The organism is Streptomyces parvulus, assembly GCF_014648855.1.
Taxonomy (GTDB): domain Bacteria; phylum Actinomycetota; class Actinomycetes; order Streptomycetales; family Streptomycetaceae; genus Streptomyces; species Streptomyces parvulus.
Map to the genome: position 1 here is coordinate 93,911 of NZ_BMRX01000003.1, position 24,565 is coordinate 118,475.

Sequence of the window (24,565 nt, forward strand, 5' to 3'; positions counted from 1 at the left end):
CGCCTTACGGCATACGGGTGCTTGCGGGGCCGACTCGCCCCCGGGCAGCGCCGCCGTTCGAAGATCCGTTCCTACGTTTGCGGTATGACTATCGGATTCTCATCCCGGGCGGTTCGATCCACCTGCGTGCTCTGCGTGGCAGGCCTGCTGACGCTCATGCCCGCCGCCGCGGCCGCCCGCGCGGGACGGTCCGACCCCGGCCCACCGGGCGGGCCCGGCGCGACGGCACAGCAGGCGTCGCTGTACCGCATGGGAACGCAGGTGCGGCCCCGCCCCGGGGCGCCGGGGCTCCCCGATGTCTCCGCGCTGTCCTGGGTGGTCGCCGACGCCGACAGCGGCGACGTACTGGCCGCCCACGACGCGCACCGCAAGCTGCCCCCGGCCAGCACCCTCAAGACGCTGTTCGCGCTCACCGTGCTGCCGGTCCTGCCCGGCGGCATCCGGCACGAGGTGCGCGCCGGCGAGCTGTCCGGCATCGGTCCGGGCAGCAGCCTCGTCGGAGTCGTCGAGGGGCACACCTACCGCGTCTCCGACCTGTGGAACGGGGTCTTCCTGAACTCCGGGAACGACGCCGTGCACGTCCTCGCCTCGCTCACCGGCGGCTGGAGCGCCACGGCCGCCCGGATGCAGGCCCAGGCCCGCGCCCTCGGCGCGCTCGACACCCACGTGCGCTCGCCCGACGGGTACGACGCACCGGGCCAGGTGTCGTCGGCGTTCGACCTCGCGGTCTTCGGCCGCGCGGGCCTGGCCAACCCGGACTTCGCCCGGTACTGCGGCAAGGCCGAGGCGTACTTCCCCGGCGGCGAGGGGGACCGGTACGGGATCGTGAACACCAACCGCCTGCTCACCGGCGCGGACGGCGTGGCGCCGTACCCCGGGCTCGTCGGCGTCAAGAACGGCTACACGAGCAACGCCGGCAACACGCTGATCGCCGCCGCCAGGCGCGACGGGCGCACCCTGGTCGTCACGGTGATGAACCCGCAGGAAGGCGATGGCCACGCGGTGTACGAGGAGGCCCGCTCGCTGCTCGACTGGGGCTTCGCGGCGTCGGGCCGGGTCCAGCCGGTGGGTTCGCTCGCGACCGACGAGGACGTCGCCCCGTCGGGCCCCGAGGCGGCGGCGCCCGTGCCGGTCGTGTCGGCACGGCCGGCCGGCCACGAGCCCGGCTGGCCGGAGACCGGTGCCATCCTCGGCGCGGCCGGCCTCGGCGCGGGCGTCATGGCGCTCACCCTGCGGCTCAAGCTCGTACGGGACGACGGCAGTTGACGGCGAGCCGGAGGTGGGCACCCGGGACGGGGGTGGTGCTGGCCACACCCCCGTTTCGGGGGCGGACCACATTCTGTGACCGGTAGCGCGTTCACATACTGAACCGCATGGCCAATCCAACGGTGCTCATCGAGAACTCCCCCGCACGCGGATGGGAACAGGGACGCGAGAAGGGAAGCGACTTCTCCGAACTCTCACGGCGCATAGCCGACGCGGGGCTGCTCCGGCGCCGTCCGCTCTACTACACGGTGCGCTTCGGTGCCGTCGCCCTCGCGCTCGCGGGCGGCGTCGCGGCCTTCGCCGTCCTGGGGGACAGCTGGGCGCAGTTGGCGGTCGCGGCGGCGCTGGCCGTCGTCTTCGGCCAGCTCGGACTGGCCGCGCACGACCTCGCCCACCGCCAGGTCTTCACCCGCAGGCGTCCCAGCGAAGCCGGCGGACTGCTGGTGGCCAACCTGCTGCTGGGCATGAGCTACGGCTGGTGGATGAACAAGCACACCCGCCACCACGCCAATCCCAACCACGAGGAGAAGGACCCCGACGTCTCGCCCGACATCCTCGTGTGGTCCCGGGGCCAGGCAGCCAGGGCGAAGGGGCTTCCCCGGTTCGTCGGGAAGCACCAGGCGGCGCTGTTCTTCCCGCTGCTGACGCTGGAGGGCCTCAACCTGAGCTTCAACAGCTTCAAGGCGCTGCGCAGCCCGTCCATGAAACGCCCCGTGCTGGAGGGCTCGCTGCTCGTCGCGCACTTCGTCCTGTACTTCGGCGCACTGTTCACGGTGCTCTCCCCCGCCAGGGCTCTCGCCTTCATCGCCGTGCACCAGGGGCTGTTCGGGATCTACCTGGGTTCGGTCTTCGCCCCCAACCACAAGGGCATGCCGATGATCGAGGAGGGCACGCGGCTCGACTTCCTGCGCCGCCAGGTCCTCACCTCCCGCAACGTGCGCGGCGGGATGTTCGTCGACGCCTTCATGGGCGGCCTCAACTACCAGATCGAGCACCACCTCTTCCCCAGCATGCCGACCCCCGCGCTCGCCCGCGCCCAGGCCGTCACCGAGGCGTACTGCGCCGAACTCGGGGTCCCCTACCACCAGACGGGGCTGCTCGCCTCGCACCGCGAAGCCCTGCGGCACATGCGCCGGGTCGGGGAACCGCTGCGCGCGGCCCGCTGAGCCGGAGCCGCCCGGGCGCGGGCCGCCGGTCGCGGTCAGCTCTGCAGAACGCCCGCGCCGAGCAGCCCGAAGAGCAGGACGCCGATCACGATCCGGTAGATCACGAAGGCGTTGAAGGAGTGCTTGGCGACGAACTTCAGCAGCCAGGCGATGGAGGCGTAGGCCACCGCGAAGGAGACGAGGGTGCCCGCCGCCAGCGGCGCGGCGCCCGCCCCGGTGCCCAGGGCGTCCTTCAGCTCGTACAGTCCGGCGCCGGTCAGGGCCGGGATGCCGAGGAAGAAGGAGAGCCGGGTGGCGGCGACCCGGTCGAGGTCGAGCAGCAGGGCGGTGGACATGGTGGCGCCCGAGCGGGAGAAGCCGGGGAAGAGCAGGGCGAGGATCTGCGAGCCGCCGACCAGCATGGCGTCCTTGAACGAGGTGTCGTCCTCGCCCCGCTTGTGCCGTCCGGTGCGGTCCGCCACCCACATGACCCCGCTGCCGACGATGAGCGAGCCGGCCACCACCCACAGGGAGGCGAGCGGGCCCTTGATCAGCGGCTTGGCGGCCAGGCCGACCAGGACGATCGGGACGGTCGCGCAGATGACCCACCAGGCGAACTTGTAGTCGTGGTGGTACCGCTCCTCACGGTCCCGCAGGCCGCGCACCCAGGCGGACATGATGCGGGCGATGTCCTTGGAGAAGTACACGAGAACGGCGGCGATCGCGCCGACCTGGATGACCGCCGAGAACCCGATGACGGCGTCGTCGTCCACGGGGATGCCCATCAGCCCCTCGACGATCTTGAGGTGGCCGGTGGAGGAGACCGGGAGGAACTCGGTCACCCCCTCGACGGCTCCGAGGACGACGGCCTGACCGATGCTGATGGCGCTCATGAGATCCACTTCCTACTACACGCGGGCGGGCGCCCCCCGTCACGCCCAGAGCGCGTCGGCCAGCGTCACCCCCGCGAACACCGCGGCGAGGCCGGCCGCCACGCTCGCGAGCACGTTCAGGGCGGCCGGCAGGCGCGAGCCCGTCTCGGCGAGCCGAAGGGTCTCGTACGAGAAGGTCGAGTAGGTCGTCAGGGCGCCGCACAGCCCGGTCCCGAGCAGCAGCCGCAGCTCGGAGCCCGCGGCGCCGGCCAGCGTGGCCCCGGTGAGCAGCCCCAGGACCAGACAGCCGGCCACGTTCACGGTGAAGGTGCCCCAGGGGAAGCCGGAGTCGTGCCGGGACTGGACGGCCCGGTCGGTGAGGTAGCGCAGGGGCGCTCCGGCCATGCCGCCCACGGCGACCAGCAGCCAGTTCATCGCGGGCTCCCCCTCCGCTTCAGGGTCCGGCGGGCCGCCCACGAGGCGAGCCACACGGCCGCGAGGGCCGCGAGCGGGGTGGCGGCGAGGTAGGCCAGGCCGGTGCCCGGGTGGCCGTCGGCGAGCAGGCCGCGCAGGTCGACCGCGTAGGTGGAGAAGGTGGTGAAGCCGCCCAGCACCCCGGTGCCGAGGAAGGGCCGGACCAGGCGGTGGACGTCCCAGACCTCGGTGACGGCCACCATGAGCACGCCCATCGCGGCACAGCCCGCCACGTTGACCCAGAAGGTCGTCCAGGGGAAGGCGCCGCTGCGCGCCGGCCACCAGAGGGCGGCCGCGTACCGGGCGGTGGCGCCGGCGGCGCCGCCGAGGGCGACGACCGCGACGACGGGCGCCTGGAACCGCCACCCCTGCGCCATGTCGTACGTCGTCCCCTCACTCGTCGGCCGGGTCAGGGTAGCCCGCCTACCAGCCCTTCTCGAACATCCGGGCCACCTCAGCGATGCGCACCTCGTCGCGTCGGTAGTGCGTGCGCCCGCGGATCCTGCGGGTGCGCAGCAGGCCGAGGCGGGTGAGCAGGGTCAGGTGGGCCGCGGCCACCCGGCGGGGCACGCCGAGCTTCGCGGCGACCGGGCCGCAGGGGACGCCGTGGACGGCGGGGTCCGCACCGCGCCGCTGCGGGAAGTGGGCGGCCGGGTCACGCAGCCACTCCAGGATGTCGAGTCGCGTGCCGTGCGCGGGGGTCCTCGCCATCCCGCCCTCCCTCGGTCGGGGCCCGCCCGTCCCTGCGTCTCCACTGTCCCGCAGCGGGGGTCCCGCTGTCCGGCGGTCCGGCGCTTGTCCGGTACCCGACGCGCCGGGCCCTCTTTTCTTGCACGCGCACTAGTTGCACACTCAACGAAACTGCTTTCCGGTGCTACCGTTCAGGTATGGCAGTCAGCACGGCCGGTCTGCGGCTTGAGGAGCGGTGGCGGGAGATTCTCGCCGTGCACGCGCGCACGATGTGCGAGATCGACCGCGTGCTGCATCCGCACGGTCTGGGGGCGAGCGACTTCGAGGTGCTCGACCTCCTCGTCGGCGAGGGGCCCGAGGAGGGCGCCCAGTGCCGGGTGCAGAACCTGGTCGGCCGGGTGCATCTGAGCCAGAGCGCGCTGTCCCGGCTCATCGCCCGGCTGGAGAAGGACGGGCTGGTCGAACGCACGATGTGCGCGGAGGACCGGCGCGGCGTCTACGTCACGCTGACCGACAGGGGCCGCGACCTGCACGGCGAGGTGCTGCCCCTGCAGCGGGCGGTGCTGGCCCGGATGCTCGGCGACGAAGCGGATCCGGTCGCCTGACGGACCTCCGCCCCGAGCACCCCGAGCCGGGGCCGGCGCCCGGCTGCCCGGCGAGCGCCACCGCCGGCGTGACGGCGCCCCGGCCCGCGAACCGGCTCAGTGACGTGCGAGCAGGGTGCGGACGCCGTCCGAGGTGAGGGTGAGCCGGTGCTCCGAACCCGCGTCGATGGACAGCGACAGGTCGTCGGCGGGCCACTGCGCGGCCAGGGCGCCGAGCGGAACCATCCGGTAGCGGGAGACGTACGGCAGCAGGTCGGCCATCTCCAGCTCCGAGGTGAACACGGGCACCACCTGGCTGCCGCCCTGCTGCTCCAGCACCGGCAGGGCCAGCATGCCGGGGTCGGCGGCCTCCTGGTCGTTCGCGTCGTCGGGGACGGGCACGAGGACGTCGCTGCTCGCGAGCGTGTCCAGCGCCGCGGTGTCCTCGGTGTTCTCGGCCAGCGTGTCGAGTGCGCGCTGGGCGGGCGTCACGGGGTGGTCGTTCGCGGGTGTCTCCATGGCAGATCCCCTGATAGCGGCGGTAAAAGGCCCGCGCGGACGATGGGCACGGACGCGGTTCCCGACTCGCGTACCCGATCATCCACGGGGCAATCCTGTGCGCCCGGGCCACCGGACTCATTCGTTCCGCTCGGCCGCCTCCACCAGTGCGGCCAGTTTCGCGAGCGCCATCCGCGTGCCCTTCTCGTTGTCGGCGGCCGGCACGGCGTCGGGCAGCCCCTCGTGGACGACCTCCACCCGGGTGCCGCCGTCCGCGTCGGTGAGCGTCGTGGTCATGGTCATCGCCCCCTGGAAGGCGGGGTCGGCGGACTCGAACTCCAGCACCTCCACGATTCGCTCGCCGGGCACGAGGCGGGCGAAGTGCCCGTGGTAGGTGTCGGTGCGAGCGCCGGACTTGCCGGCGCCCGACGGCTCCTCGTAGGTGAGCGAGACACGGAAGGCGCCGCCCTCGCGGCCCTCGAACGCGTGCACCTCGGCGGTCATGCCGTCCGGGACCCGCCAGGCCGCGACGGCGGCGGGATCCAGCAGCGCGCGGTAGACGGCCGGGCGGGGGGCGCGGACGTGGTGCGAGACCCGGGTCGAGTGCATGGGCACCACCCTCGCCGCGACGCGCCCGCCCGGCAAGCACTCGTGAAACCGGCACTCATCTGATCACTGGGGGGCCCACTTGATCGATCAACCGGATGGTGGGGTTAGCATATGAGCGCCGCCTAGCTCGAAAGATAGAGACGTGACTGTCAACGACGACTCGTTCACCAACTGGAAGCACCGCGAAGAGACCGCGGAATCGATGATCCCGATGATCGGGAAGCTGCACCGGGAGCAGGACGTCACGATCCTGCTGCACAGCCGCTCCCTGGTGAACAAGTCGGTGGTCAGCATCCTCAAGACCCACCGCTTCGCCCGCCAGATCGCCGGCGCGGAGCTGTCGGTCGCCGAGACGATGCCCTTCCTCCGGGCGCTCACCACGCTCGACCTCGGTCCCTCGCAGATCGACATCGGCATGCTCGCCGCCACCTACAAGGGCGACGACCGCGGGCTGACGGTCGAGGAGTTCACCGCCGACGCCGTCGCCGGGGCCACCGGCGCCAACAAGATCGACCGGCGCGAGCCGCGCGACGTCGTCCTGTACGGCTTCGGGCGCATCGGCCGGCTCGTCGCGCGCCTGCTGATCGAGAAGGCCGGCTCGGGCAACGGCCTGCGGCTGCGGGCCATCGTCGTCCGCGGGGGCGGCGATCAGGATCTCGTGAAGCGGGCCTCGCTGCTGCGCCGCGACTCCGTGCACGGCCAGTTCCAGGGCACCATCACCGTCGACGAGGAGAGCAGCACGATCCTCGCCAACGGCAACGCGATCAAGGTGATCCACGCCGACGACCCCTCGCAGGTCGACTACACGGCGTACGGCATCAAGAACGCCATCCTGATCGACAACACCGGCAAGTGGCGCGACCGCGAGGGCCTGTCGAAGCACCTGCGTCCGGGCGTCGACAAGGTCGTCCTGACGGCGCCGGGCAAGGGCGACGTCCCCAACATCGTGCACGGCGTCAACCACGACACCATCAAGCCCGACGAGCGGATCCTGTCCTGCGCGTCCTGCACGACCAACGCGATCGTGCCGCCGCTGAAGGCGATGGCCGACGAGTACGGCGTGCACCGCGGGCACGTGGAGACCGTCCACTCGTTCACCAACGACCAGAACCTGCTGGACAACTACCACAAGTCCGACCGCCGCGGCCGCAGCGCGCCGCTGAACATGGTCATCACGGAGACGGGTGCCGCCTCCGCCGTCGCCAAGGCGCTCCCGGACCTCAAGGCGAGGATCACCGGCAGCTCGGTCCGCGTGCCGGTGCCGGACGTGTCGATCGCGATCCTGAACCTCCAGCTCGCCCGCGAGACCACCCGCGAGGAGGTCCTCGACCACCTGCGCGAGGTGTCGCTGACCTCGCCGCTCAAGCGCCAGATCGACTTCATCAGCGCGCCCGACGCGGTCTCCAGCGACTTCATCGGCTCCCGCCACGCCTCGATCGTCGACGCCGGCGCACTGAAGGTCGAGGGCGACAACGCGATCCTCTACCTCTGGTACGACAACGAGTTCGGCTACTCCTGCCAGGTGGTCCGCGTGGTCCAGCACGTCTCCGGGGTGGAGTACCCGACGTACCCGGCTCCGGCGGTCTGAGCGGAGCACGGGCGAGGGGCGGTGGGAGTGGGCTCCCGCCGCCCCTCGCGCGCGTCCGTGCGGCGGCCCCCGTACCGCGAGGTCACGAGGGGGCGTCGGCGGGTATCGGCCGGTCCGGTCCGGGCATGCGTGTGGTGGCGCTCCCCGCCCGGGCGCCCCGCGTGGCACGACGGCCGGCTGAAACGAGAATGGCTCCATGGACGCACTGGTTCGGCGCTCCCCCTGGGTCGGGGTGCTCACCTGGTGCGTGGCGGTGCTGAGCCTGACGGTCCTGGCGGCGGCGGCCGTCATCCGCAGTACGGTGCTCGACCCCGGCTTCTACGGCCAGGTGCTGGAGGACGAACGGGCCTACCAGCGGTTCTACGACGAGGTCCTGGTCGACCCCGGCAGTACGCCGCTCACCAGCGAGCTGCTGGACCGACTGCCGGTGCCGCAGTCGACGATCACCTCGAACCTGAAGGTCGTGATACCGCCGGAGACGCTGCGGGCCATGGGGGACCGTCAGATCGCCGAGGTGGTCCACTACCTGGAGGGCGAAGGCGACCGGCTGCGGATCACGGTCGACCTGGAGCCCGTGGTCGCGAACGTGGAACGGCTCAGCCGGGCCTACTTCGGTGACGCCGTCGCCGCCCTCCAGGAGCGGTCGGAGCCCGACTTCCAGGCCTTCGTGCAGCGGATGTCGGAATTGGTGGCCCAGGTGGTGGCCGGCGAGGCACCGCTAGAGGAACTGCCCACGCTGCCGCTCTCCCACAGCCAGGCGGTCGCCGCCACCGACGCGCTGATGCCGCTGCTGCCGAGCGGCGCACGCGCGGACCTGAGACCCAGTGTGCAGACGGCGCTGGACCGCGGGGATCTGCCGTCGGCGCTGGCCGCGATCGCGCCGGTCGTCCTCACCGACCAGGTCCGGGACACCGCCGCGGGGCTGCTGCGGGAGGCTAGGCAGGGCACCTGGGTCGTCTCCGTGGACGTCGACCCCGCGGCCGAGGCACTGGCCCCGGTGGACCGTGCCCGGTCGGTGACCCGGCTCTTCCAGGAGGTCGTGGAACCGGCGGCGGCGGTGCTCGGCGCGGCCGCGCTCACGCTGCTGTGGCTCTCCACGCCCTCCCCCGCCCGGCGCCGGCTGCTACCGCTGGGCTGGGCGCCCGCCGCCGCCGCGGCGCTGCTGGCACTGACGGTGCTCGGGCTGCGACTCGTCCTGGGCGACGCGCTGTTCGGGCCGCCGCCCTCCTGGCCCCCGGCGGCCTCCGGGCTGCTCGCCGACGTCCAGGCCACCGCGCTCGACCGGCTCCTGACCACCGCCGTCGTCGTCGCGGTCATCCTGCTCGCCGCCGGGGCCCTGCTGATCCTCGTGGGCTGGGTCTGGGAGACCCGGCCCGGCGTGCCGGTCCTCACCGACCCGCGGCACGGCCCGACGCTGACCTTCGCCGTCACCGCCTGCGCGCTCGTCGGGACGATGCTGGCGCCGGTGGCGATCACCGGTTCGTCGCCGCGCATCTGCCAGGGCAGTGCCGAGCTGTGCGACGCCCGCTACGACGAGATCGCCCAGCTCGCCTCGCACAACGCGATGGCCACCACCGCGGACCGGTTCATCGGCCCCCTCCAGGACCCGGACATCGTCGGGCAGCTGGGCGCCGGGGTGCGGGTCCTACTGCTCGACACGCACGAGTGGGAGCGGCCCGAGGAGGTCGCGGACCGGCTGAGCACCTCGGACTTCTCCCCCGGCCTGCGCCGGCGGCTGACCGGTCTCCTGGAGCGGGTGAACCCGCCGCACCCGGGTCTGTGGCTGTGCCACTCGGTGTGCGGCGCCGGGGCGCTCGAACTGGAGCCGACGCTGCGGCAGATCGGTGACTGGATGCGCGACAACCCGACCGAGGTCGTCACCCTGGTCCTCCAGGACGGTGTCGACCCGGTGCCGACCCAGGAGGCCTTCCGCCGGGCCGGTCTCGCCGACCTGCTGTACGAGCCGGACCCCGACCCGGACCGGCCGTGGCCGAAGCTCAAGGACATGATCGACAGCGGCCGGCGGCTGGTGGTGTTCGCGGAGCAGGCGGACGGGCCCGCGCCCTGGTACCGGAACCTCTACCGGTACGGCATGGAGACGCCGTTCGCCTTCCGAAGCCCGGACGAGATGTCGTGCGTGCCCCACCGGGGAGGCTCGGACAAGCGGCTGTTCCTGCTCAACCACTTCGTCACGGCCGGCGGCGGACTGCGGCTGGACGCCGGGACCGTCAACTCCCGGGAGCGGGTGCTGGAGCGGGCGCACGCCTGTCAGCGGCAGCGCGGCAGACCGGTGAACTTCATCGCCGTGGACTACGCGACGATCGGCGACGCGCTCGGCGCGGTCGAGGAGCTGAACGCCGAACGGCTGGCGGACGACGCCCGCGACCCCGTCGAACGGTCGCCGGACCGGCTGCGCGACGCGCGGAGGACGGCCGGGCGGGACGGCACTCCGGGGGCGTGAACGGCGGGGGCCCGGCGACGCGGTGGTACTCCGCGTCGCCGGGCGGGATGGTGTGTCAGGGCTACCTGTTGATCCTGAACTGGGAGCCCGGCTCGATGGTGACGTCCTCCTCCGCCGAGTTGGTGATCGTGACGTCGGTCAGCGTCGCGCTGCCGCGGGCGCCGCTCATCGCGAGGATGCCGGAGCCGTTGTTGGACTTGTCGATGCGGACGTTGCTGATCTTCACGTCCGGCATCGCACCGCCGCCGGTCTTGAACTGGATGCCGTCGTAGGTCGAGTCGAGGATGTCGGTGTCCCGGATCGTCACGCCCGGGATGTCCTGGCCCTGGGCGAACAGGGTGATGGCGCCGAACTCCTGGTCCTCGTTCCAGAACGCGCCGCCCGTGCGGTGCAGGGCGTTGCCCGCGATGAGGGTCTGACCGGAGAAGGGCAGCGGGTCGTGGTCGGTGGCGAGCATGATGCCGGGGTAGTTCATGGTGTCGGAGATGACGTTGTTCTCGATGGTGTTGCCGTAACCGCCGTACACCGCGATGCCGTTGGCCCGCCAGGGCAGCTGGATGGTGTTGTTGCGGAAGTGGTTGTCGTGGCCGACGTCCACGGAGGTGTCCTTCACGTACTTGCTCGCCCACACGGCTAGCGCGTCGTCACCGGTGTTGCGGAAGGACGAGTTGTAGACGGTGGAGTTGCGGGTGCCGTTGGCGAAGTTGATGCCGTCCGCGTAGGTGTTGCGGATGCGTACGCCGGTGAACTCCAGGCCGTCGCCGGGGCCCCACAGCTCGGGGATGTTCGAGTAGTCGCGGCCGGCCCAGACGCCGACGTTGGCGTGCTCGATCCACACGTTGGTGATCTTGGTGTCCTTGCCGAAGCGGCCGTTGAGTCCGACACCGCCCTCGTGGTTGCCGTCGCCGCCCCGGATGGTGCCCGAACCGAAGATGGCGATGTCCGAGATCTTGGTGTTGTCGTCGATGTCGAAGCCGAAGTTGCCCTCGTGCGGGTGGTTGATGCCGCCCGCCTCGTGCGGCGGGGTCAGCGTGTAGAGCTGGGAGTGCCACATGCCGGCGCCCCGGATGGTGACGTTACGGATGCCGACCTGGTTGAACTGGCCGCGGTTCTGCGGGTCGTCGGTGAGGATCTTCTGCTCCTGGCGCCACTGTCCGGCCGGGATCCAGACGCAGTCGATCTGCCCGTTCTGGTCGGCGGTGACGGCGCGCTGGATGGCGTCGGTGTCGTCGAGCCCGTCGCCGGGCACGGCGCCGTACTGGGTGATGGAGGTGCAGTTCGCCGGCTTGGCCGCCGGGGGCGCCACCTGCTCCAGGTCGATCAGGTCGATGACGTAGAAGGCGGCGGAGTCGCCCGCGTCGCGCTGGAGGCGGAACTGGGTGCCCTGCGGGAAGGTCTGGTTCAGCAGGGCGTGGGACTCGTCGAACAGGCGCCGCGCGTCACCGCCGGGCCGGTTGGTGAGCCCCTCGGGGTCGTCGGTGCTGCCGTACAGCCAGCTGTGCTTGGACGAGAGGTTCAGCTTCTGCACGAACCGGCCGTCCGCGTAGAGGCTGATGGTGGCGTCCGCTCCCCCGCCGCCCGGGGCGTCCGGGACGGAGTTGCGCACCACGATGGAGTTGGTGGGCGTGGTGGAGGTGAACTCGACGTGGTCGCCGGTGGAGTCGAGCCGGACGGACTCGCGGCCGGAGGACTCGGTGGCGAAGTTGGTGTGCCCGAAGGTCCGCTTGGCGTCGGCGGTGAGCAGCGTGCCGTCGTAGCGGCCGTCCTCCGCCTCGTACTCGGTGTACGGCACGGCGGCGCCGCGTCCGACGACGAGCGACTTGGCGAGCACGTTGTTGTTCTCGTTGGTCTCGGCGACGACGTTCGTGGCGTCGGCGGACGCGGTGAGCGTGACACCGCCGCCGGTCGCCTTCCAGGTGCCGCTGACGGGCACGTTGACGGTGGCTCCGGCGGCCACCTGGCCGGTGGTGCCGTTCAGGGTGGTGGAGCCGGCCTGGATCCGGGTCACCGAACCGGCCGCGGCGGCGCTGGTGCCGCGGTTGTGCACGGCGACGGTGAAGGAGACGTCGGCGCCCACGGCCGGGTTGGCCGGGTTGGTGGTGATGGACCGCACCTCGAGGTCGGGTCCGGGTGCCCGGCCGACGACCAGCCGGTCGGTGGCGGTGCGGCTGTTGTTGGTGTCGTCGAGTTCGGCGACGGTGTCGCGGGGGTCGGCGACGGCGGCGACCGCGTAGCTGCCGGCCGCGTGGGTGCCGGTGGAGACGGCGACCTGGGCGGACTGGCCCGGGTCGAGCGCGGGGACGGAGGCGCTGCCGGCGGCCGTGCCCTCCACGGTGACCTCGGTGGTCGTCGCGGCCGAGCGCGCGGTGCCGGCGTTGCGGACCGTGGCGTTGACGGTGACCGCGTCGCGCTCCGAGGGCGCGGCGGGCGACCAGTCGAGGCCGGTGACGGTCAGGTCGGGTGCCGGTGCGGCGGTGCCGAGGACCTGGAACTCGGCGACCTGGCCGCCGGGCGCGCCGGTGTTGGAGAAGAACCGGAGCCGGACGTCGGCCATCCGGCCGCTGACCGGGATGCTCACGGTGTTGGCCTGGCCGGGGCTGAAGGCGTAGTCGGCGCGGTCGCGCAGCGAGGTGAACCCGCTCGCGCCCGCGGCGCGGCCGAGGACCTGGATGCTCTGGGTCCGCGCGGCCCAGACCGGGTCCGGGTTGAGCTTGACCACGACGCCGCTCACGTCGGCGTCGGCGCCGAGCTTCACGGTGAGGTCGGCGGGGTGGCCCGCGGCCTCCCAGTACGTCGAGGTGGAGTCGTCGGTGGCGTTGGCGGCGACGTAGGACTGCGTCGACGAGGTCGCCTCGACCGGCTTGTTGCGGGCGAGGTTGGTGCCGGTGGGCGGCGGGCCGGGGTCGGTCTCGTCTCCGTAGACCTCGAGTTCGGACAGCTGCGCCGCGTTCCAGCCGGTGTTGCCGGTGATGTCGACGCGGACGTAGCGGGTGTCGTCGGCGGATGCCAGGTCGACGGCGACGGTGTTGGCGCGGTCGGGGCTGAAGGCGCGCGCCGCGCCGGTGGCGAGGGTGCGGAAGGTGGAGCCGTCGGTGCTGCCCCGTACGGAGAGGCTCTGGCTGCGGCTCTCCCAGCCGGCCGGCAGTTTGAGGACCACGCGGTCGACGTCGCGGGCGGTGCCGAGGTCGACCTGGAGCCACTGGGGGAAGGAGCCGGAGGGGCCCTCCCAGTAGGTCGCCTGGGTGCCGTCGGTGGCGTTCCCCGCGGGGTAGGCGCCGTGCGAGCCGCCCGCCTGGGCCGGGCGGCCGAGCGCCAGGTTGACGTCGGCGGCGGCCTTGGCCGGCGCGGCCTGCGCGGTGGCGGCCAGGGGCAGCGGCAGCAGCCCGACCGTCATCAGCCCGGCTACGGCGGCGCCGGGCAGCGACCGTCGGCCGAGAGATCTCCATCTCATGGGGGTCCTCTGTTCCGTGGGGAGGCGGGGAGCGCGACAGTCCGGCGGGGAGGGAAAACACCGATCCTGCGCGCCAATTGAGCAGGACAGTCGATTCTTTGCGGAAAGTGCGTCATCAGATTTCTAGCGCGTCACCGTTTTGTCAACGGTCCCGGTAGAGGCGGGAGTTGGCACGCAATTGACTTGCGTTGCTTGCGGAGGCCTTGCGCAGCCGCTGACATGGGCATGGAGGAAACAAGGGCCGCGGGCGCGGCTTTCGAAGGTCGTAAGCCGCGCAAGTCGTGTACGGAGGCGAGAAACAGAAGGGCCGGCCCGGCGCCCTGAGGCGTCGGGCCGGCCCTGGTGCCGGTGCGGGGGTCCCCCGATGGTCAGTCCGTGCCGGACTCCATGGCGGCGCGGTCGAGCAGTTCGTCCTCGGCGGAGACCTGGCCGCGCGAGGCGATGGCCTCGGCGCCGCCCTCCGGCATGGCGCCGATCAGCCCGGTCGAGGCGGCCTGGGCCGCGCCGATGGCGGGGTTGGCGGTGCCGATCAGACCGAGCCCCGCGTACTGCTCCAGCTTGGCGCGCGAGTCGGCGATGTCGAGGTTGCGCATGGTGAGCTGGCCGATGCGGTCGACCGGGCCGAACGCGGAGTCCTCGGTGCGCTCCATCGACAGCTTGTCGGGGTGGTAGCTGAAGGCCGGGCCCGTGGTGTCGAGGATCGAGTAGTCCTCACCGCGGCGCAGCCGCAGCGTGACCTCGCCGGTGACCGCCGAGCCGACCCAGCGCTGCAGCGACTCCCGGATCATCAGCGACTGCGGGTCCAGCCACCGGCCCTCGTACATCAGCCGGCCCAGGCGGCGCCCCTCGGCGTGGTACTGGGCCAGGGTGTCCTCGTTGTGGATCGCGTTGACCAGCCGCTCGTACGCGGCGTGCAGCAGGGCCATGCCCGGCGCCTCGTAGATGCCGCGGCTCTTGGCCTCGATGATCCGGTTCTCGATCTGGTCGGACATGCCCATGCCGTGCCGGCCGCCGATGGCGTTGGCCTCCATCACCAGGTCGACCGGAGAGGCGAACTCCTTGCCGTTGACCGTGACCGGACGGCCCTGGTCGAAGCCGATCGTGACGTCCTCGGCCGCGATCTCGACCGACGGGTCCCAGAACCGCACGCCCATGATCGGGTCCACGGTCTCCACGCCGGTGTCGAGGTGCTCCAGCGTCTTGGCCTCGTGGGTGGCGCCCCAGATGTTGGCGTCCGTGGAGTACGCCTTCTCGGTGGAGTCCCGGTAGGGGAGGTCGTGGGCGAGGAGCCACTCCGACATCTCCTTGCGGCCGCCCAGCTCGGTCACGAAGTCCGCGTCGAGCCACGGCTTGTAGATCCGCAGCTGCGGGTTGGCGAGCAGGCCGTACCGGTAGAACCGCTCGATGTCGTTGCCCTTGAACGTGGAGCCGTCGCCCCAGATCTGGACGTCGTCCTCCAGCATCGCCCGCACCAGGAGCGTGCCGGTGACGGCGCGGCCGAGCGGCGTGGTGTTGAAGTAGGCGCGCCCGCCGGAGCGGATGTGGAACGCGCCGCAGGTGAGCGCGGCCAGGCCCTCCTCCACCAGCGCCGCGCGGCAGTCGACCAAGCGCGCGATCTCGGCGCCGTAGGTCTTCGCGCGGTCGGGCACCGAGGCGATGTCGGGCTCGTCGTACTGGCCGATGTCGGCGGTGTACGTGCAGGGCACGGCGCCCTTGTCACGCATCCACGCGACCGCGACCGAGGTGTCGAGGCCGCCCGAGAAGGCGATACCGACGCGCTCGCCGGTGGGAAGGGAGGTGAGGACCTTGGACATAGGAAGAGTATGCATCATGACGCATGACCATGCAAAGCCCGCCTCGTCAGAGCGGCGCGGCCGCCCGTGTCACCGGATCGGCACCGCCATGTACTGGTACTCCAGGAACTCCTCGATCCCGACCCGGCCGCCCTCCCGGCCGAGGCCCGACTGCTTGACGCCGCCGAAGGGGGCGGCGGGGTTGGAGACCAGGCCGGTGTTGAGGCCGACCATGCCGGTCTCCAGGCGTTCGCCGACGCGCAGGCCGCGGTCCAGGCCCTCGGTGTAGAGGTAGCCGACGAGTCCCCAGGGGGTGTCGTTGGCGCGGCGCACCACCTCGTCCTCGTCGTCGAAGGTGAGGATCGCGGCCACCGGGCCGAAGATCTCCGTGCTCATGAGCGCGCTGTCCGGGGAGACGTCGGTGAGCACCGTCGGCGGGTAGAAGCAGCCGGGGCCCTGGGGTGTCCGGCCGCCGGTCAGCACCCGGGCGCCGCGCCGCACCGCGTCGGCGACCAGCTCCTCGACCTTGGCGCGGCCGGCGGCGTCGATGAGGGGGCCGACGTCGACGCCGTCCCGGGTGCCGGGGCCGACGACCAGCGCCTCCATCCGCCGGGCCAGCCGGCGGGAGAACTCCTCGGCCACCGTGCGGTGGACGAAGAAGCGGTTGGCGGCGGTGCAGGCCTCGCCCATGTTGCGCATCTTGGCGATCATCGCGCCGTCGACGGCCGCGTCCAGGTCCGCGTCGTCGAAGACGATGAAGGGCGCGTTGCCGCCCAGCTCCATCGAGGTCCGGACGACCGTGTCCGCGCACTGCGCGAGGAGCAGGCGTCCGACGGCGGTCGAGCCGGTGAAGGAGAGCTTGCGGATCCGCCCGCCGCGCAGCAGCGGTTCGCAGACCTCCGCGGCCCTGGAGGTGGTGACGACGTTCAGGACGCCGTCGGGCAGTCCGGCCTCCTCCAGGATCGCGGCGAGGGCCAGGCTGGAGAGCGGGGTCTGCGGGGCGGGCTTGTGCACCATCGTGCAGCCGGCGGCGACCGCCGGGGCGATCTTGCGGGCGCCCATGGCGAGCGGGAAGTTCCACGGTGTGATCAGCAGGCAGGGGCCGACCGGGCGGCGGGAGAGCAGCATGCGGGTGCGGCCGTCGGGGAGGACTCCGTGGCCGCCGTCGATCCGGACGGCCTCCTCGGAGAACCAGCGGAAGAACTCGGCGGCGTAGGCGACCTCTCCCCGGGCCTCGGCCAGCGGCTTGCCCATCTCGGCGGTCATCAGGCGGGCCAGTGCTTCCGTGCGGTCCAGGACGATCTCGTGGGCGCGGCGCAGGATCTCGCTCCGGGCCCGCGGTGCCGTGCGGGCCCACGCCTCCTGTGCCCGGACGGCGGCGTCCTCGGCGAGGCGGGCGTCCTTGGCACCGGCGTCGGCGACGTGGCGGACGGTCTCGCCGGTCGCCGGGTCGTGCACGGGCAGGACGGCGCCGTCCGCCGCGTCCGTCCAGGTGCCGCCGATGAACAGCTGAGTGGGTGTGTCGCTCATGGGTTCCCTCCTGGTCGCCCGGCCCGGGGCCGGACCCGTCTTCTGCGTACTCCTGCCCGGCGCCGCCGCACGAGGGCGGCCGGCGGGGCGACCGCCGACCTGCTGGTCCCGGCGCGCGTCGGGCGGGCAGGTCCCGCGACCCCGTGGCCCCGGATCACCGGTCCTTGCGGCGGGGGCGGCGGCGGGCGGGGCGCCCGGCCGAGCGGACCACCGCAGGACCGCTGCAGGACCGCCGTTCCCCGCGCGCGGCCCGCGTCGGGCGCCGCGGCCCCGTGGCCCCGGATCACCCGTCCTCCCGGCGGGGCGGCGGCGGGTGGGGTGTCAGTCCCTCGGTCCCGACGTGCCGGTCTCGACCGCGGCGCTCCACGCCCGCAGGCCCTCGTCGACGGCCTGCTCGTCGATCACCAGGGCGGGGATCATCCGGACCACCTGGTTCCAGGCTCCGCAGAGCAGCAACAGCAGGCCCTCGTCGACCGCGGCCCGCTGGACCCGGGCGGCGGTCTCGGGGTCGGGGTCGCCGTCCTCGGTGACGAACTCGCTGGCCAGCATGAGTCCGAGGCCGCGTACGTCGCCGATGGCCGGGGTCCGCGCGGCCACCTCCTCCAGTCCGCGGCGCAGCCGGGCGCCCATCGCCTCCGTGTTCTCGACCAGCTTCTCGTCGCGTACGACGTCGAGAGTGGCGCAGGCCGCCGCGCAGGCCACCGCGTTGGCGCCGTACGTACCGCCCTGCGAGCCCGGCCAGGCCTTGGCCATCAGTTCCCCGGAAGCCGCGATCGCGGACAGGGGGAAGCCGCTGGCCAGGCCCTTGGCGGTGATCAGGACGTCGGGGGCGACGCCGAAGTGCTCGTGGCCCCAGAACCGGCCGGTGCGGCCCACACCGGTCTGGACCTCGTCGAGGATCAGCAGGAAGCCGTGGCGGTCGGCGCGCTCCCGCAGGCCCTCCATGAAGGCGCGGGTCGCGGGGACGTATCCGCCCTCGCCCAGGACCGGTTCCACGATGACGGCCGCGGTGTCGGCGGGCGAGGTGATCGTCTGGAGGGTGTAGTCCAGCTCCTGGAGGGCGAAGCGGGTGGCGGTCTCCTCGTCCCAGCCGTAGCGGAAGACCGTCGGGAAAGGGGTGACGACCACGCCGCTCATCAGCGGCGAGAAGCCGGAGCGGAAGCGGGTGCCGGAGGTGGTCATGGAGGCGGCGGCCACGGTGCGGCCGTGGAAACCGCCGTGGCAGACCAGGACGTTGGGGCGGCCGGTGGCCTGGCGGGCCAGGCGCAGCGCCGCCTCGACCGCCTCGCTGCCGGAGTTGGTGAAGAACAGGCTGTCCAGTCCGGGCGGCAGCACCTCGCCGAGCCGGTCGACGAGCCGTCGCAGCGGCTGGTGCATGACGGTCGTGTACTGGCCGTGGACCAGCGTGCCCACCTGCTCCTGGGCGGCGGCCACCACCCGGGGGTGGCAGTGGCCGGTGCTGGTGACACCGATGCCGGCGGTGAAGTCCAGATAGCGGCGGCCGTCCTCGCCATGGATGTGGACGCCCTCGCCCCGGACGGCCACCACGGGCGTGGCCTGGCGAAGGTGCGGCGACAGTGCGGTCATGCTCGTCTCCCGGCGTGATCGTCGGTCAGCTGCGTTCTCCCGAGCCTGCCCGCCGCGCCGGGCACGGCAACGCGTGATGTGTCCGGCGCGGGCGCGGTATCCGGACGATGTGTCAACCGCCCGGCGCGACGCCGCGCGCCGGTCCGCGCCCGTGCCGCCCTCGAAGCGCCCTTGCGCAGGTCAACGTGGCTTGCCAGAGTGACCGGGGCGCACAGGGAGGCACCGTGAGCGAGAACCGGCCGCCGGCCCCGCGGGGCGGACCGCCCACCGTGGCCGAGGTGCTGGCCCTGCCGGTGCTGGCCGGGGGCGGTCCCCGGGTGGTCGTCGGCGCCGACCGGGTGGACCGCCCGGTGCGGTGGGTCCACGTCACGGAGCTGACCGACCCGGCGTCGTTCCTCAAGGGCGGGGAACTCGTCCTGACCACGGGGATGCCGCTGCCCGATGACCCGGCGGGCGTACGCCGTTACGTCGACGAGCTGGCCGACGTGGGTGCCGCCGCGCTGGTCATCGAGCTGGTGCGCCGCTACCACCGGCCGCCCCACGCCCTCGTGGCCGCCTGCCGGGCGCGCGGCCTGCCCCTGGTGACGCTAGCCGAGGACGTCAACTTCCTGGAGGTCACGCAGGTCGTCCACGCGCTGATCCTGGGCGGCCAGGCGGACGCGATGCGCCGGACGCAGCGGGTCCACGAGGCGTTCACCGCGCTGACCCTGCGCGGCGCCGGGCCCGGGGACGTGGTGCGGGCCGCGGCGGAGATGAGCGGGCGCACGGTCGTGCTGGAGAACCTGGTGCACCGCGCGCTGGCCTGCGGCCCCTCGGACAGTACGGCCGGGGCCGCGCTCACCGGCTGGGAGCGGCGCTCGCGGACCACGCCGGCCACCGACCGCGCCGCCCTCTCCGGTCCGGAGGGCTGGCTGGTGGCGCCGGTGGAGTACCGGGGCGAGGGCTGGGGGCGGGTGGCCATGCTGCCGGAGGCGGGGCGGGCCTTCGGGCCGGAGGACGTCACCGTGCTGGAGCGGACCGCGATGGCGCTCACCATCGCCCGTCTCACCGACGCGACGCCCTGGGAGCGCACGGCCCACCGCACCGCCCTGCGGGACCTGTCCGAGCGGCGGCACCGCTCCCCCGCGGACGCCCGCGCCCGTGCCGCCGCGTTGGGGCTGCCCGTCGAGGAGTCCCGCTTCGTCGCCGTACTGGCCGACCTGCCCGGCGAGGAGGACGCGCAGGCTGCCGAGGCCCGACTGGCGGAGGAGCTGAGCGCGTCGGGGGCGCGGGCGCTCGTGGGTCTGCTCTCCCCCGCCCGGCTGGGCGTGCTGCTGGCGCTGCGCCCGGAGCCGCCCTGGCGCGAGGCCGTCGAGCGGCTGAGCCGGGGGCTGCTGGAGGCCGCCCCGGGCGCGACCGTGAGCGCCGGTTCCCCGGCTCCGGACCTGGACGGCGTCGCGCGTTCCTTCTGTGAGGCGGCCCGGGTGGCCGAGGCGACCGAGCCGGGCGGACCCACGCCGCCGGGCCGCTCCTTCCACGAGCGGTCGGACATCGGACTGCGCCGGCTGCTGTTCGCGCTGCGCGACGACACCCGCGTCCAGGAGTACGCGGAACGGCAGTTGGGCCGGCTGCTCGACCACGACGCCCGGCACGGGACCGACCTCCTGGCGACCCTGCGCGGCTATCTGGACGCCGCGGGCAACAAGACCGTGGCCGCCCGCTCGGCCGGTCTGTCCCGGGAGACCGTCTACCAACGGCTGCGTACGATCGAGCGGTTGCTCGGGCGCGACCTGGAGTCCGGCGGGCAGCGCACCGAACTCCACGTCGCGCTCCAGGCCCTCGACGTGCTGCGGGGCCGTTGACCGTCCGCGGGACCGTCGAGGGCCCCCTCAGACGCCCGCCGGTTCCTGCTCGAACACCGCGTGCAGCCGCCGCGTGTGGTCGACGCGGCGTTCCGCGCCGGTGAGGGTGACGGTCGCGGTCAGCGGTGGTGCGGTGCTGGAGGCGGCGAACCGCAGTTCCAGGGTGCCGGGTTCGACGACGCGGTGGCCCTCGCGGCCCGTGAAGGAGGCCAGGTCGGCCGGGACCGCCACGCGCACCCTGCGGGCCTCGCCGGGGGCCAGCGGTACCCGGGTGTAGCCGACGAGGCGCTGCACCGGCTGGACGACGGAGGCCACCGGGTCGTGCAGGTAGAGCTGGACGACCTCGGTGCCGTGCCGTGCGCCGGTGTTGCGGACGGTCAGCGCCAGCGAGAACTCGCCGTCGGTGGGCGCCCGCTCCGCGTCCACGGTGAGGTCGCTCCAGGCGAACGTGGTGTACGTCAGCCCGTGCCCGAAGCCGAAGGCCGGGGTCGGGTCGATGCTGGACACCTCGCTGGCGTGGGCCAGGCGTGCGCCCAGGTAGGTGGTCGGCTGGGCCCCGGCCGCGCGGGGGACGCTGACCGGAAGCCGGCCGCTGGGAGCGGTGCGTCCGCCGAGCACGCCGGCCAGGGCGGCCGTCCCCTCCTCGCCGGGGAAGAAGGACTGGACGATCGCGGCGGACTCGGTCACGGCCCGGCCGAGCGCGTAGGGCCGGCCGGCGAGCAGCACCGTCACGACCGGTGTGCCGGTGTCGAGGAGCGCGTCGAGCAGGTGCCGCTGGGCGCCGGGCAGGTCGAGCGACTCGACGTCGCAGCCCTCCCCGCTGGTGCCGCGCCCGAACAGGCCGGCGCGGTCGCCGAGGACGGCGACGACGACGTCCGCCTCCCGTGCCGCGCGGACCGCGTCGGGGATGCCGGAGACGTCCGCGTCGTCGACGCCCGTGCCGCGCGCCACCGTGAACTCGGTGCCGGGGAACTCGGCGGCCAGCGCGGCGCGCAGGGTGGGCAGTTCGATGCCGACGGGGGTGGCGGGGTGGTGGACGCCGATGTGCTGGGGGAAGGAGTAGCAGCCGAGTACGGCGGTGGGTTCGTCGGCGTTGGGTCCGACGAGGGCGATACGGCGGGGCCGGCCGAGCGGCAGGGTGCCGTCGTTGCTCAGCAGCACGATCGCCTCCTCGGCGACGGTGCGGGCCAGTGCGCGGTTCCCGGGCCCGTCCAGGTCGATCCGGCCGCGCAGGGCCTCCGGGTCGTCGAGGTCGGCGCCGTCGAGCGCGGCGGGCACCGGGGACCAGTCCGCGTCGAGCAGGCCGAGCAGCGCCTTCTGGGTCAGCACCCGGCGCAGGGCGCGGTCGATGACCTTCTCCGGGATCCGGCCGGCCGCGACCGCCTCCGTCAGGGGCGCGCCGAACGTTTTCACGGTGGGGAGTTCGACGTCGACGCCCGCGCGCAGGGCGGCTCCCGCGGCGTCCGCCCAGTCGGCGGCGATGCCGTGCAGGGTCTTGAGGAAGGCGATGCCGAAGTAGTCGGCGACGACGGTGCCCTCGAACCCCCAGGTGTCCCGGAGCAGTCCGGTGAGCAGGTCCTCGTCGGCCGCCGCGGGCAGGCCGTCGGTGTCGGTGTAGGCGTGCATCACGGACCGGGCGCCGCCCTCGCGGACCGCCATCTCGAAGGGCGGAAGCAGGACGTCGGCGCGCTCGCGCGGGCCCATCGGGGAGGGTGCGAGGTTGCGTCCGGCGCGGGAGGCCGAGTAGCCGGCGAAGTGCTTGAGGGTGGCGACGACTCCGGCGCCCTCCAGGCCGCGCACGTAGGCGGTGCCGATGGTGCCGACGAGGTAGGGGTCCTCGCCGATGGTCTCCTCGACGCGGCCCCAGCGGGCGTCGCGCACCACGTCCAGGACGGGGGCGAGGCCCTGGTGGACGCCTACGGACCGCATGTCGCGGCCGATGGCGGCCGCCATGCGGTGCACCAGGGCCGGGTCGAAGGTGGCGCCCCAGGACAGGGGTACCGGGTAGGCCGTCGCGCCCCAGGCGGCGAAACCGGCCAGGCACTCCTCGTGCGCGACGGCGGGGATGCCGAAGCGGTTCGCCGAGGCGATGCGGGCCTGGGTGCGCAGCAGCGACAGCGCGCCGGTCGCCGGGTCGACGGGCGCGGTGCCGAACGGCCGGGTCAGCTGGCCGAGTCCGGTGGGCAGGAGGGTGTCGAGGTCGACGGGCTCCTCCATGTCGTGCTGATGGGGGGCCACGTCTCCGCCCTCGTCGGACGCGCCGACCCAGACGCCGTACAGCTGGGCGATCTTCTCCTCGGGTGTCATCGCCTCGATGAGCGCGGTCACCCTGGTGGGGACGGAGAGGGCGGGGTCGTTCCAGAGGGGGATTTCGGGGGTGGTCTCAACCGCCACGTTGTGGGTCACTTTCCTCCGACGCCCATCAGACCCTGGACCAGGGCGCGACGGGCGAACAGGTAGACGAGCAGGACGGGCACCATGGACAGGACCACGGCTCCCAGCAGGCCGGGGATGTCGATGCCGTGTTCGGTCTGGAAGTTGTAGAGGCCGAGGGTGACGACCTTGGTGGCCTCGGACTGGGTGAGGACGAGCGGGAACAGGAAGCCGTTCCACGCCTGGAGCGCGGAGAACACGACGATCGTGGAGAGTCCGCCGCGCGAGAGCGGCACCACGAGCTGGAAGAACATCCGCCGCGGGGTGGCGCCGTCGACGGCCATGGCCTCGAACAGCTCCGGGGAGATGTCCCGCATCGCGCCGCTGAGGATCAGCGCCGACATCGGCAGGCAGAACGCGGTCGTGGGCAGGATGACGCCGAGCAGGTTGTCGTACAGCCCCGCCTCGCTGATCAGGTAGAACATCGGCACGATCACCGCCTGGGCGGGGATGGCGAGGCCGAGGAGGAAGAGCCGGAAGACCGCCGAGGTGGCCCGGCCGCGGCTGCGCACGATGGCGTAGGCGAGGGGCGGGACCAGCAGCAGGACGAGGCCGATCACGCAGGCCGTGACGAGGAGGGTGTTGAGGAAGTACCGGCCGAAGCCGGAGTCGAAGGCGCCGGTGTAGTTGTCCAGGGTGAAGCTGTCGGGTATCGAGACCGGGCCGTTCTCGGCGTAGTCCTGGCGGGTCCGCAGGGTCGCGGCGAGGAGCACGTACAGCGGCAGGCCGACCAGCAGGAGCCAGACGAACGAGCCCGCGCCGGCGGCGTAGTTGGGTCGGCGCCTCATGACACACCCTCCGTGGAACCGCGCATCCTGTCGTAGCCGGAGAGCCGGACGACGACGAGCGAGACGACCGTGGCCGCGACGACCAGGGCCAGGGCGATGGCGGATCCGGTGCCGTAGTCGAAGCTCTTGAAGGCCTTGTCGTACATGTAGTAGGCGCTGATGGTGGTGTCGGTGCCGGGGCCGCCCTGGGTGAGGATGAGGACCGTCTCGAAGGTGGTGAGGCCGCCGACGGTCATCAGGATCATGGACGTGATCATCGAGGTGCGCAGCTGCGGCAGGGTGATGTGGAAGAACTGCCGGTAGCGGCCGGCGCCGTCGATCTCCGCCGCCTGGTACAGCACCGGCGGGACGGCGCGGGCGGCGCCCTGGTAGATCAGGGTGTGGAACGGGGTGAACTGCCAGGTGCTGACGAAGGCGAGGACGCCGATGGCGGTGGCCTGTTCACCGAAGAGGTTGCCGTCGCCGAACAGCCAGGTGGCGGAGGCGGGGATGCCGAAGTTGGGGTCGAGCAGCGCCCGCCAGAGCACGGAGACGGCGGTGGCGGACAGCAGCAGCGGGACGAAGTAGACGACCGACAGGACGGCGCGGTTGCGCTGGTACCCGGCGGCCCAGACGCCGAGCAGGATGCTCAGCGGGGTCTGGAGCACGACGCCGAGGGCGGTCAGCAGCAGCGTCAGCCAGACGCTCTGGAGCATGACCGGGTCGTCGGCCAGGCGGGACCAGTTGTCGGTGCCGACGAACTCGGGCGGGCTGATCCCGTCCCAGCTCATGAAGGACAGCACCGCCACCATGATCAGCGGCACGATCGCGAAGAGGGTGAAGAACACCGCGGCGGGCAGGGCCCAGACGAAGCCGGGGCGGCCCACCTTCGACGTGGACGGCGCGGGCATCCGCCGCGGGGCTCCCTCTCGGGGTCCGGCGGCGGGCCGGGCGCTGGTGGTCTGTGTGGTCATGA

General features: G+C 72.8%; 19 protein-coding genes. 6 read left to right on the plus strand and 13 right to left on the minus strand.

Annotated features, from left to right (window positions below; translation table 11 throughout):
* Positions 1-84: 84 nt before the first annotated feature.
* Positions 85-1,266, plus strand: a complete 1,182-nt coding sequence (locus IE108_RS05895; RefSeq protein WP_064726443.1) for a D-alanyl-D-alanine carboxypeptidase family protein — start codon at positions 85-87, stop codon at positions 1,264-1,266.
* A gap of 107 nt (positions 1,267-1,373) precedes the next feature.
* A complete protein-coding gene (locus tag IE108_RS05900) occupies positions 1,374-2,432 on the plus strand; it encodes a fatty acid desaturase family protein (protein ID WP_079163419.1) in 1,059 nt (352 codons plus the stop codon).
* Between the two features lie 35 nt (positions 2,433-2,467).
* On the opposite strand, the gene IE108_RS05905 is transcribed toward IE108_RS05900, so the two are convergent.
* The 4 genes from IE108_RS05905 to IE108_RS05920 are packed head-to-tail and all read right to left on the minus strand — an operon-like array spanning position 2,468 to position 4,468.
* Positions 2,468-3,304, minus strand: a complete 837-nt coding sequence (locus IE108_RS05905; RefSeq protein ID WP_064726445.1) for an undecaprenyl-diphosphate phosphatase — start codon at positions 3,302-3,304, stop codon at positions 2,468-2,470.
* A gap of 39 nt (positions 3,305-3,343) precedes the next feature.
* The gene (crcB, locus tag IE108_RS05910; protein ID WP_064726446.1) at positions 3,344-3,718 is read right to left on the minus strand and encodes a fluoride efflux transporter CrcB; all 375 of its coding nucleotides are present in this window, start codon (positions 3,716-3,718) and stop codon (positions 3,344-3,346) included.
* On the minus strand, positions 3,715-4,134 hold the full coding sequence (crcB, locus tag IE108_RS05915; RefSeq protein ID WP_064726447.1) for a fluoride efflux transporter CrcB: 420 nt from the start codon (positions 4,132-4,134) through the stop codon (positions 3,715-3,717). Before crcB (IE108_RS05915) ends, crcB (IE108_RS05910) begins: the two co-directional genes overlap by 4 nt.
* Positions 4,135-4,180: 46 nt before the next feature.
* The gene (locus tag IE108_RS05920) at positions 4,181-4,468 is read right to left on the minus strand and encodes a helix-turn-helix domain-containing protein (protein WP_064726448.1); all 288 of its coding nucleotides are present in this window, start codon (positions 4,466-4,468) and stop codon (positions 4,181-4,183) included.
* Positions 4,469-4,644: 176 nt separating this feature from the next.
* Here IE108_RS05920 and IE108_RS05925 point away from each other — a divergent pair, with 176 nt between their 5' ends.
* Entirely contained in the window at positions 4,645-5,052 is a 408-nt protein-coding gene (locus IE108_RS05925) for a MarR family winged helix-turn-helix transcriptional regulator (RefSeq protein ID WP_064726449.1), read from the plus strand.
* Positions 5,053-5,148: 96 nt separating this feature from the next.
* On the opposite strand, the gene IE108_RS05930 is transcribed toward IE108_RS05925, so the two are convergent.
* On the minus strand, positions 5,149-5,550 hold the full coding sequence (locus IE108_RS05930) for an SseB family protein (RefSeq protein ID WP_064726450.1): 402 nt from the start codon (positions 5,548-5,550) through the stop codon (positions 5,149-5,151).
* Positions 5,551-5,667: 117 nt separating this feature from the next.
* Positions 5,668-6,138: an SRPBCC family protein gene (locus IE108_RS05935; RefSeq protein ID WP_064726451.1), complete on the minus strand. Its 471-nt coding sequence runs from the start codon at positions 6,136-6,138 to the stop codon at positions 5,668-5,670.
* 142 nt (positions 6,139-6,280) lie between these two features.
* Between IE108_RS05935 and IE108_RS05940 the strand changes: the two genes are divergently transcribed.
* Positions 6,281-7,726, plus strand: a complete 1,446-nt coding sequence (locus IE108_RS05940; protein WP_064726452.1) for a glyceraldehyde-3-phosphate dehydrogenase — start codon at positions 6,281-6,283, stop codon at positions 7,724-7,726.
* Between the two features lie 196 nt (positions 7,727-7,922).
* Positions 7,923-10,187, plus strand: a complete 2,265-nt coding sequence (locus IE108_RS05945) for a phosphoinositide-specific phospholipase C-related protein (RefSeq protein ID WP_064726453.1) — start codon at positions 7,923-7,925, stop codon at positions 10,185-10,187.
* Positions 10,188-10,248: 61 nt separating this feature from the next.
* On the opposite strand, the gene IE108_RS05950 is transcribed toward IE108_RS05945, so the two are convergent.
* From IE108_RS05950 to IE108_RS05965, 4 genes are all read right to left on the minus strand, one after another.
* Positions 10,249-13,638: a CARDB domain-containing protein gene (locus tag IE108_RS05950; RefSeq protein ID WP_064726454.1), complete on the minus strand. Its 3,390-nt coding sequence runs from the start codon at positions 13,636-13,638 to the stop codon at positions 10,249-10,251.
* Positions 13,639-14,006: 368 nt separating this feature from the next.
* Positions 14,007-15,452: an argininosuccinate synthase gene (gene argG, locus IE108_RS05955; protein ID WP_064726455.1), complete on the minus strand. Its 1,446-nt coding sequence runs from the start codon at positions 15,450-15,452 to the stop codon at positions 14,007-14,009.
* A gap of 69 nt (positions 15,453-15,521) precedes the next feature.
* Complete coding sequence (locus IE108_RS05960; protein WP_064726456.1) at positions 15,522-16,961, minus strand: NAD-dependent succinate-semialdehyde dehydrogenase; 1,440 nt, start codon at positions 16,959-16,961, stop codon at positions 15,522-15,524.
* Between the two features lie 321 nt (positions 16,962-17,282).
* A complete protein-coding gene (locus IE108_RS05965) occupies positions 17,283-18,548 on the minus strand; it encodes an aspartate aminotransferase family protein (RefSeq protein ID WP_064726457.1) in 1,266 nt (421 codons plus the stop codon).
* Between the two features lie 224 nt (positions 18,549-18,772).
* On the opposite strand from IE108_RS05965, the gene IE108_RS05970 reads away from it, so the two are divergent.
* The gene (locus IE108_RS05970; RefSeq protein ID WP_064726458.1) at positions 18,773-20,389 is read left to right on the plus strand and encodes a PucR family transcriptional regulator; all 1,617 of its coding nucleotides are present in this window, start codon (positions 18,773-18,775) and stop codon (positions 20,387-20,389) included.
* Positions 20,390-20,416: 27 nt separating this feature from the next.
* Here IE108_RS05970 and IE108_RS05975 read toward each other — a convergent pair whose 3' ends face one another.
* From IE108_RS05975 to IE108_RS05985, 3 genes are read right to left on the minus strand one after another with little or no spacing between them, the layout of a single operon-like run.
* Positions 20,417-22,795, minus strand: coding sequence for a beta-xylosidase/alpha-l-arabinosidase (locus IE108_RS05975; protein WP_107420060.1), 2,379 nt, complete (start codon positions 22,793-22,795; stop codon positions 20,417-20,419).
* On the minus strand, positions 22,792-23,610 hold the full coding sequence (locus tag IE108_RS05980) for a carbohydrate ABC transporter permease (RefSeq protein WP_064726459.1): 819 nt from the start codon (positions 23,608-23,610) through the stop codon (positions 22,792-22,794). Before IE108_RS05980 ends, IE108_RS05975 begins: the two co-directional genes overlap by 4 nt.
* The gene (locus IE108_RS05985; protein ID WP_064726460.1) at positions 23,607-24,563 is read right to left on the minus strand and encodes a carbohydrate ABC transporter permease; all 957 of its coding nucleotides are present in this window, start codon (positions 24,561-24,563) and stop codon (positions 23,607-23,609) included. Before IE108_RS05985 ends, IE108_RS05980 begins: the two co-directional genes overlap by 4 nt.
* Positions 24,564-24,565 lie beyond the last annotated feature (2 nt).

Excerpts from the sequence above, each read along its gene's own strand:
- IE108_RS05895 (WP_064726443.1), top strand. The coding sequence starts at position 85 with ATGACTATCGGATTCTCATCCCGGGCGGTTCGATCCACCTGCGTGCTC.
- crcB (WP_064726447.1), bottom strand. The coding sequence starts at position 4,134 with ATGGCGCAGGGGTGGCGGTTCCAGGCGCCCGTCGTCGCGGTCGTCGCC.
- IE108_RS05905 (WP_064726445.1), bottom strand. The coding sequence starts at position 3,304 with ATGAGCGCCATCAGCATCGGTCAGGCCGTCGTCCTCGGAGCCGTCGAG.
- crcB (WP_064726446.1), bottom strand. The coding sequence starts at position 3,718 with ATGAACTGGCTGCTGGTCGCCGTGGGCGGCATGGCCGGAGCGCCCCTG.
- IE108_RS05925 (WP_064726449.1), top strand. The coding sequence starts at position 4,645 with ATGGCAGTCAGCACGGCCGGTCTGCGGCTTGAGGAGCGGTGGCGGGAG.
- argG (WP_064726455.1), bottom strand. The coding sequence starts at position 15,452 with ATGTCCAAGGTCCTCACCTCCCTTCCCACCGGCGAGCGCGTCGGTATC.
- IE108_RS05930 (WP_064726450.1), bottom strand. The coding sequence starts at position 5,550 with ATGGAGACACCCGCGAACGACCACCCCGTGACGCCCGCCCAGCGCGCA.
- IE108_RS05945 (WP_064726453.1), top strand. The coding sequence starts at position 7,923 with ATGGACGCACTGGTTCGGCGCTCCCCCTGGGTCGGGGTGCTCACCTGG.
- IE108_RS05920 (WP_064726448.1), bottom strand. The coding sequence starts at position 4,468 with ATGGCGAGGACCCCCGCGCACGGCACGCGACTCGACATCCTGGAGTGG.
- IE108_RS05950 (WP_064726454.1), bottom strand. The coding sequence starts at position 13,638 with ATGAGATGGAGATCTCTCGGCCGACGGTCGCTGCCCGGCGCCGCCGTA.
- IE108_RS05965 (WP_064726457.1), bottom strand. The coding sequence starts at position 18,548 with ATGACCGCACTGTCGCCGCACCTTCGCCAGGCCACGCCCGTGGTGGCC.
- IE108_RS05960 (WP_064726456.1), bottom strand. The coding sequence starts at position 16,961 with ATGAGCGACACACCCACTCAGCTGTTCATCGGCGGCACCTGGACGGAC.
- IE108_RS05900 (WP_079163419.1), top strand. The coding sequence starts at position 1,374 with ATGGCCAATCCAACGGTGCTCATCGAGAACTCCCCCGCACGCGGATGG.
- IE108_RS05985 (WP_064726460.1), bottom strand. The coding sequence starts at position 24,563 with ATGACCACACAGACCACCAGCGCCCGGCCCGCCGCCGGACCCCGAGAG.
- IE108_RS05935 (WP_064726451.1), bottom strand. The coding sequence starts at position 6,138 with ATGCACTCGACCCGGGTCTCGCACCACGTCCGCGCCCCCCGCCCGGCC.
- IE108_RS05980 (WP_064726459.1), bottom strand. The coding sequence starts at position 23,610 with ATGAGGCGCCGACCCAACTACGCCGCCGGCGCGGGCTCGTTCGTCTGG.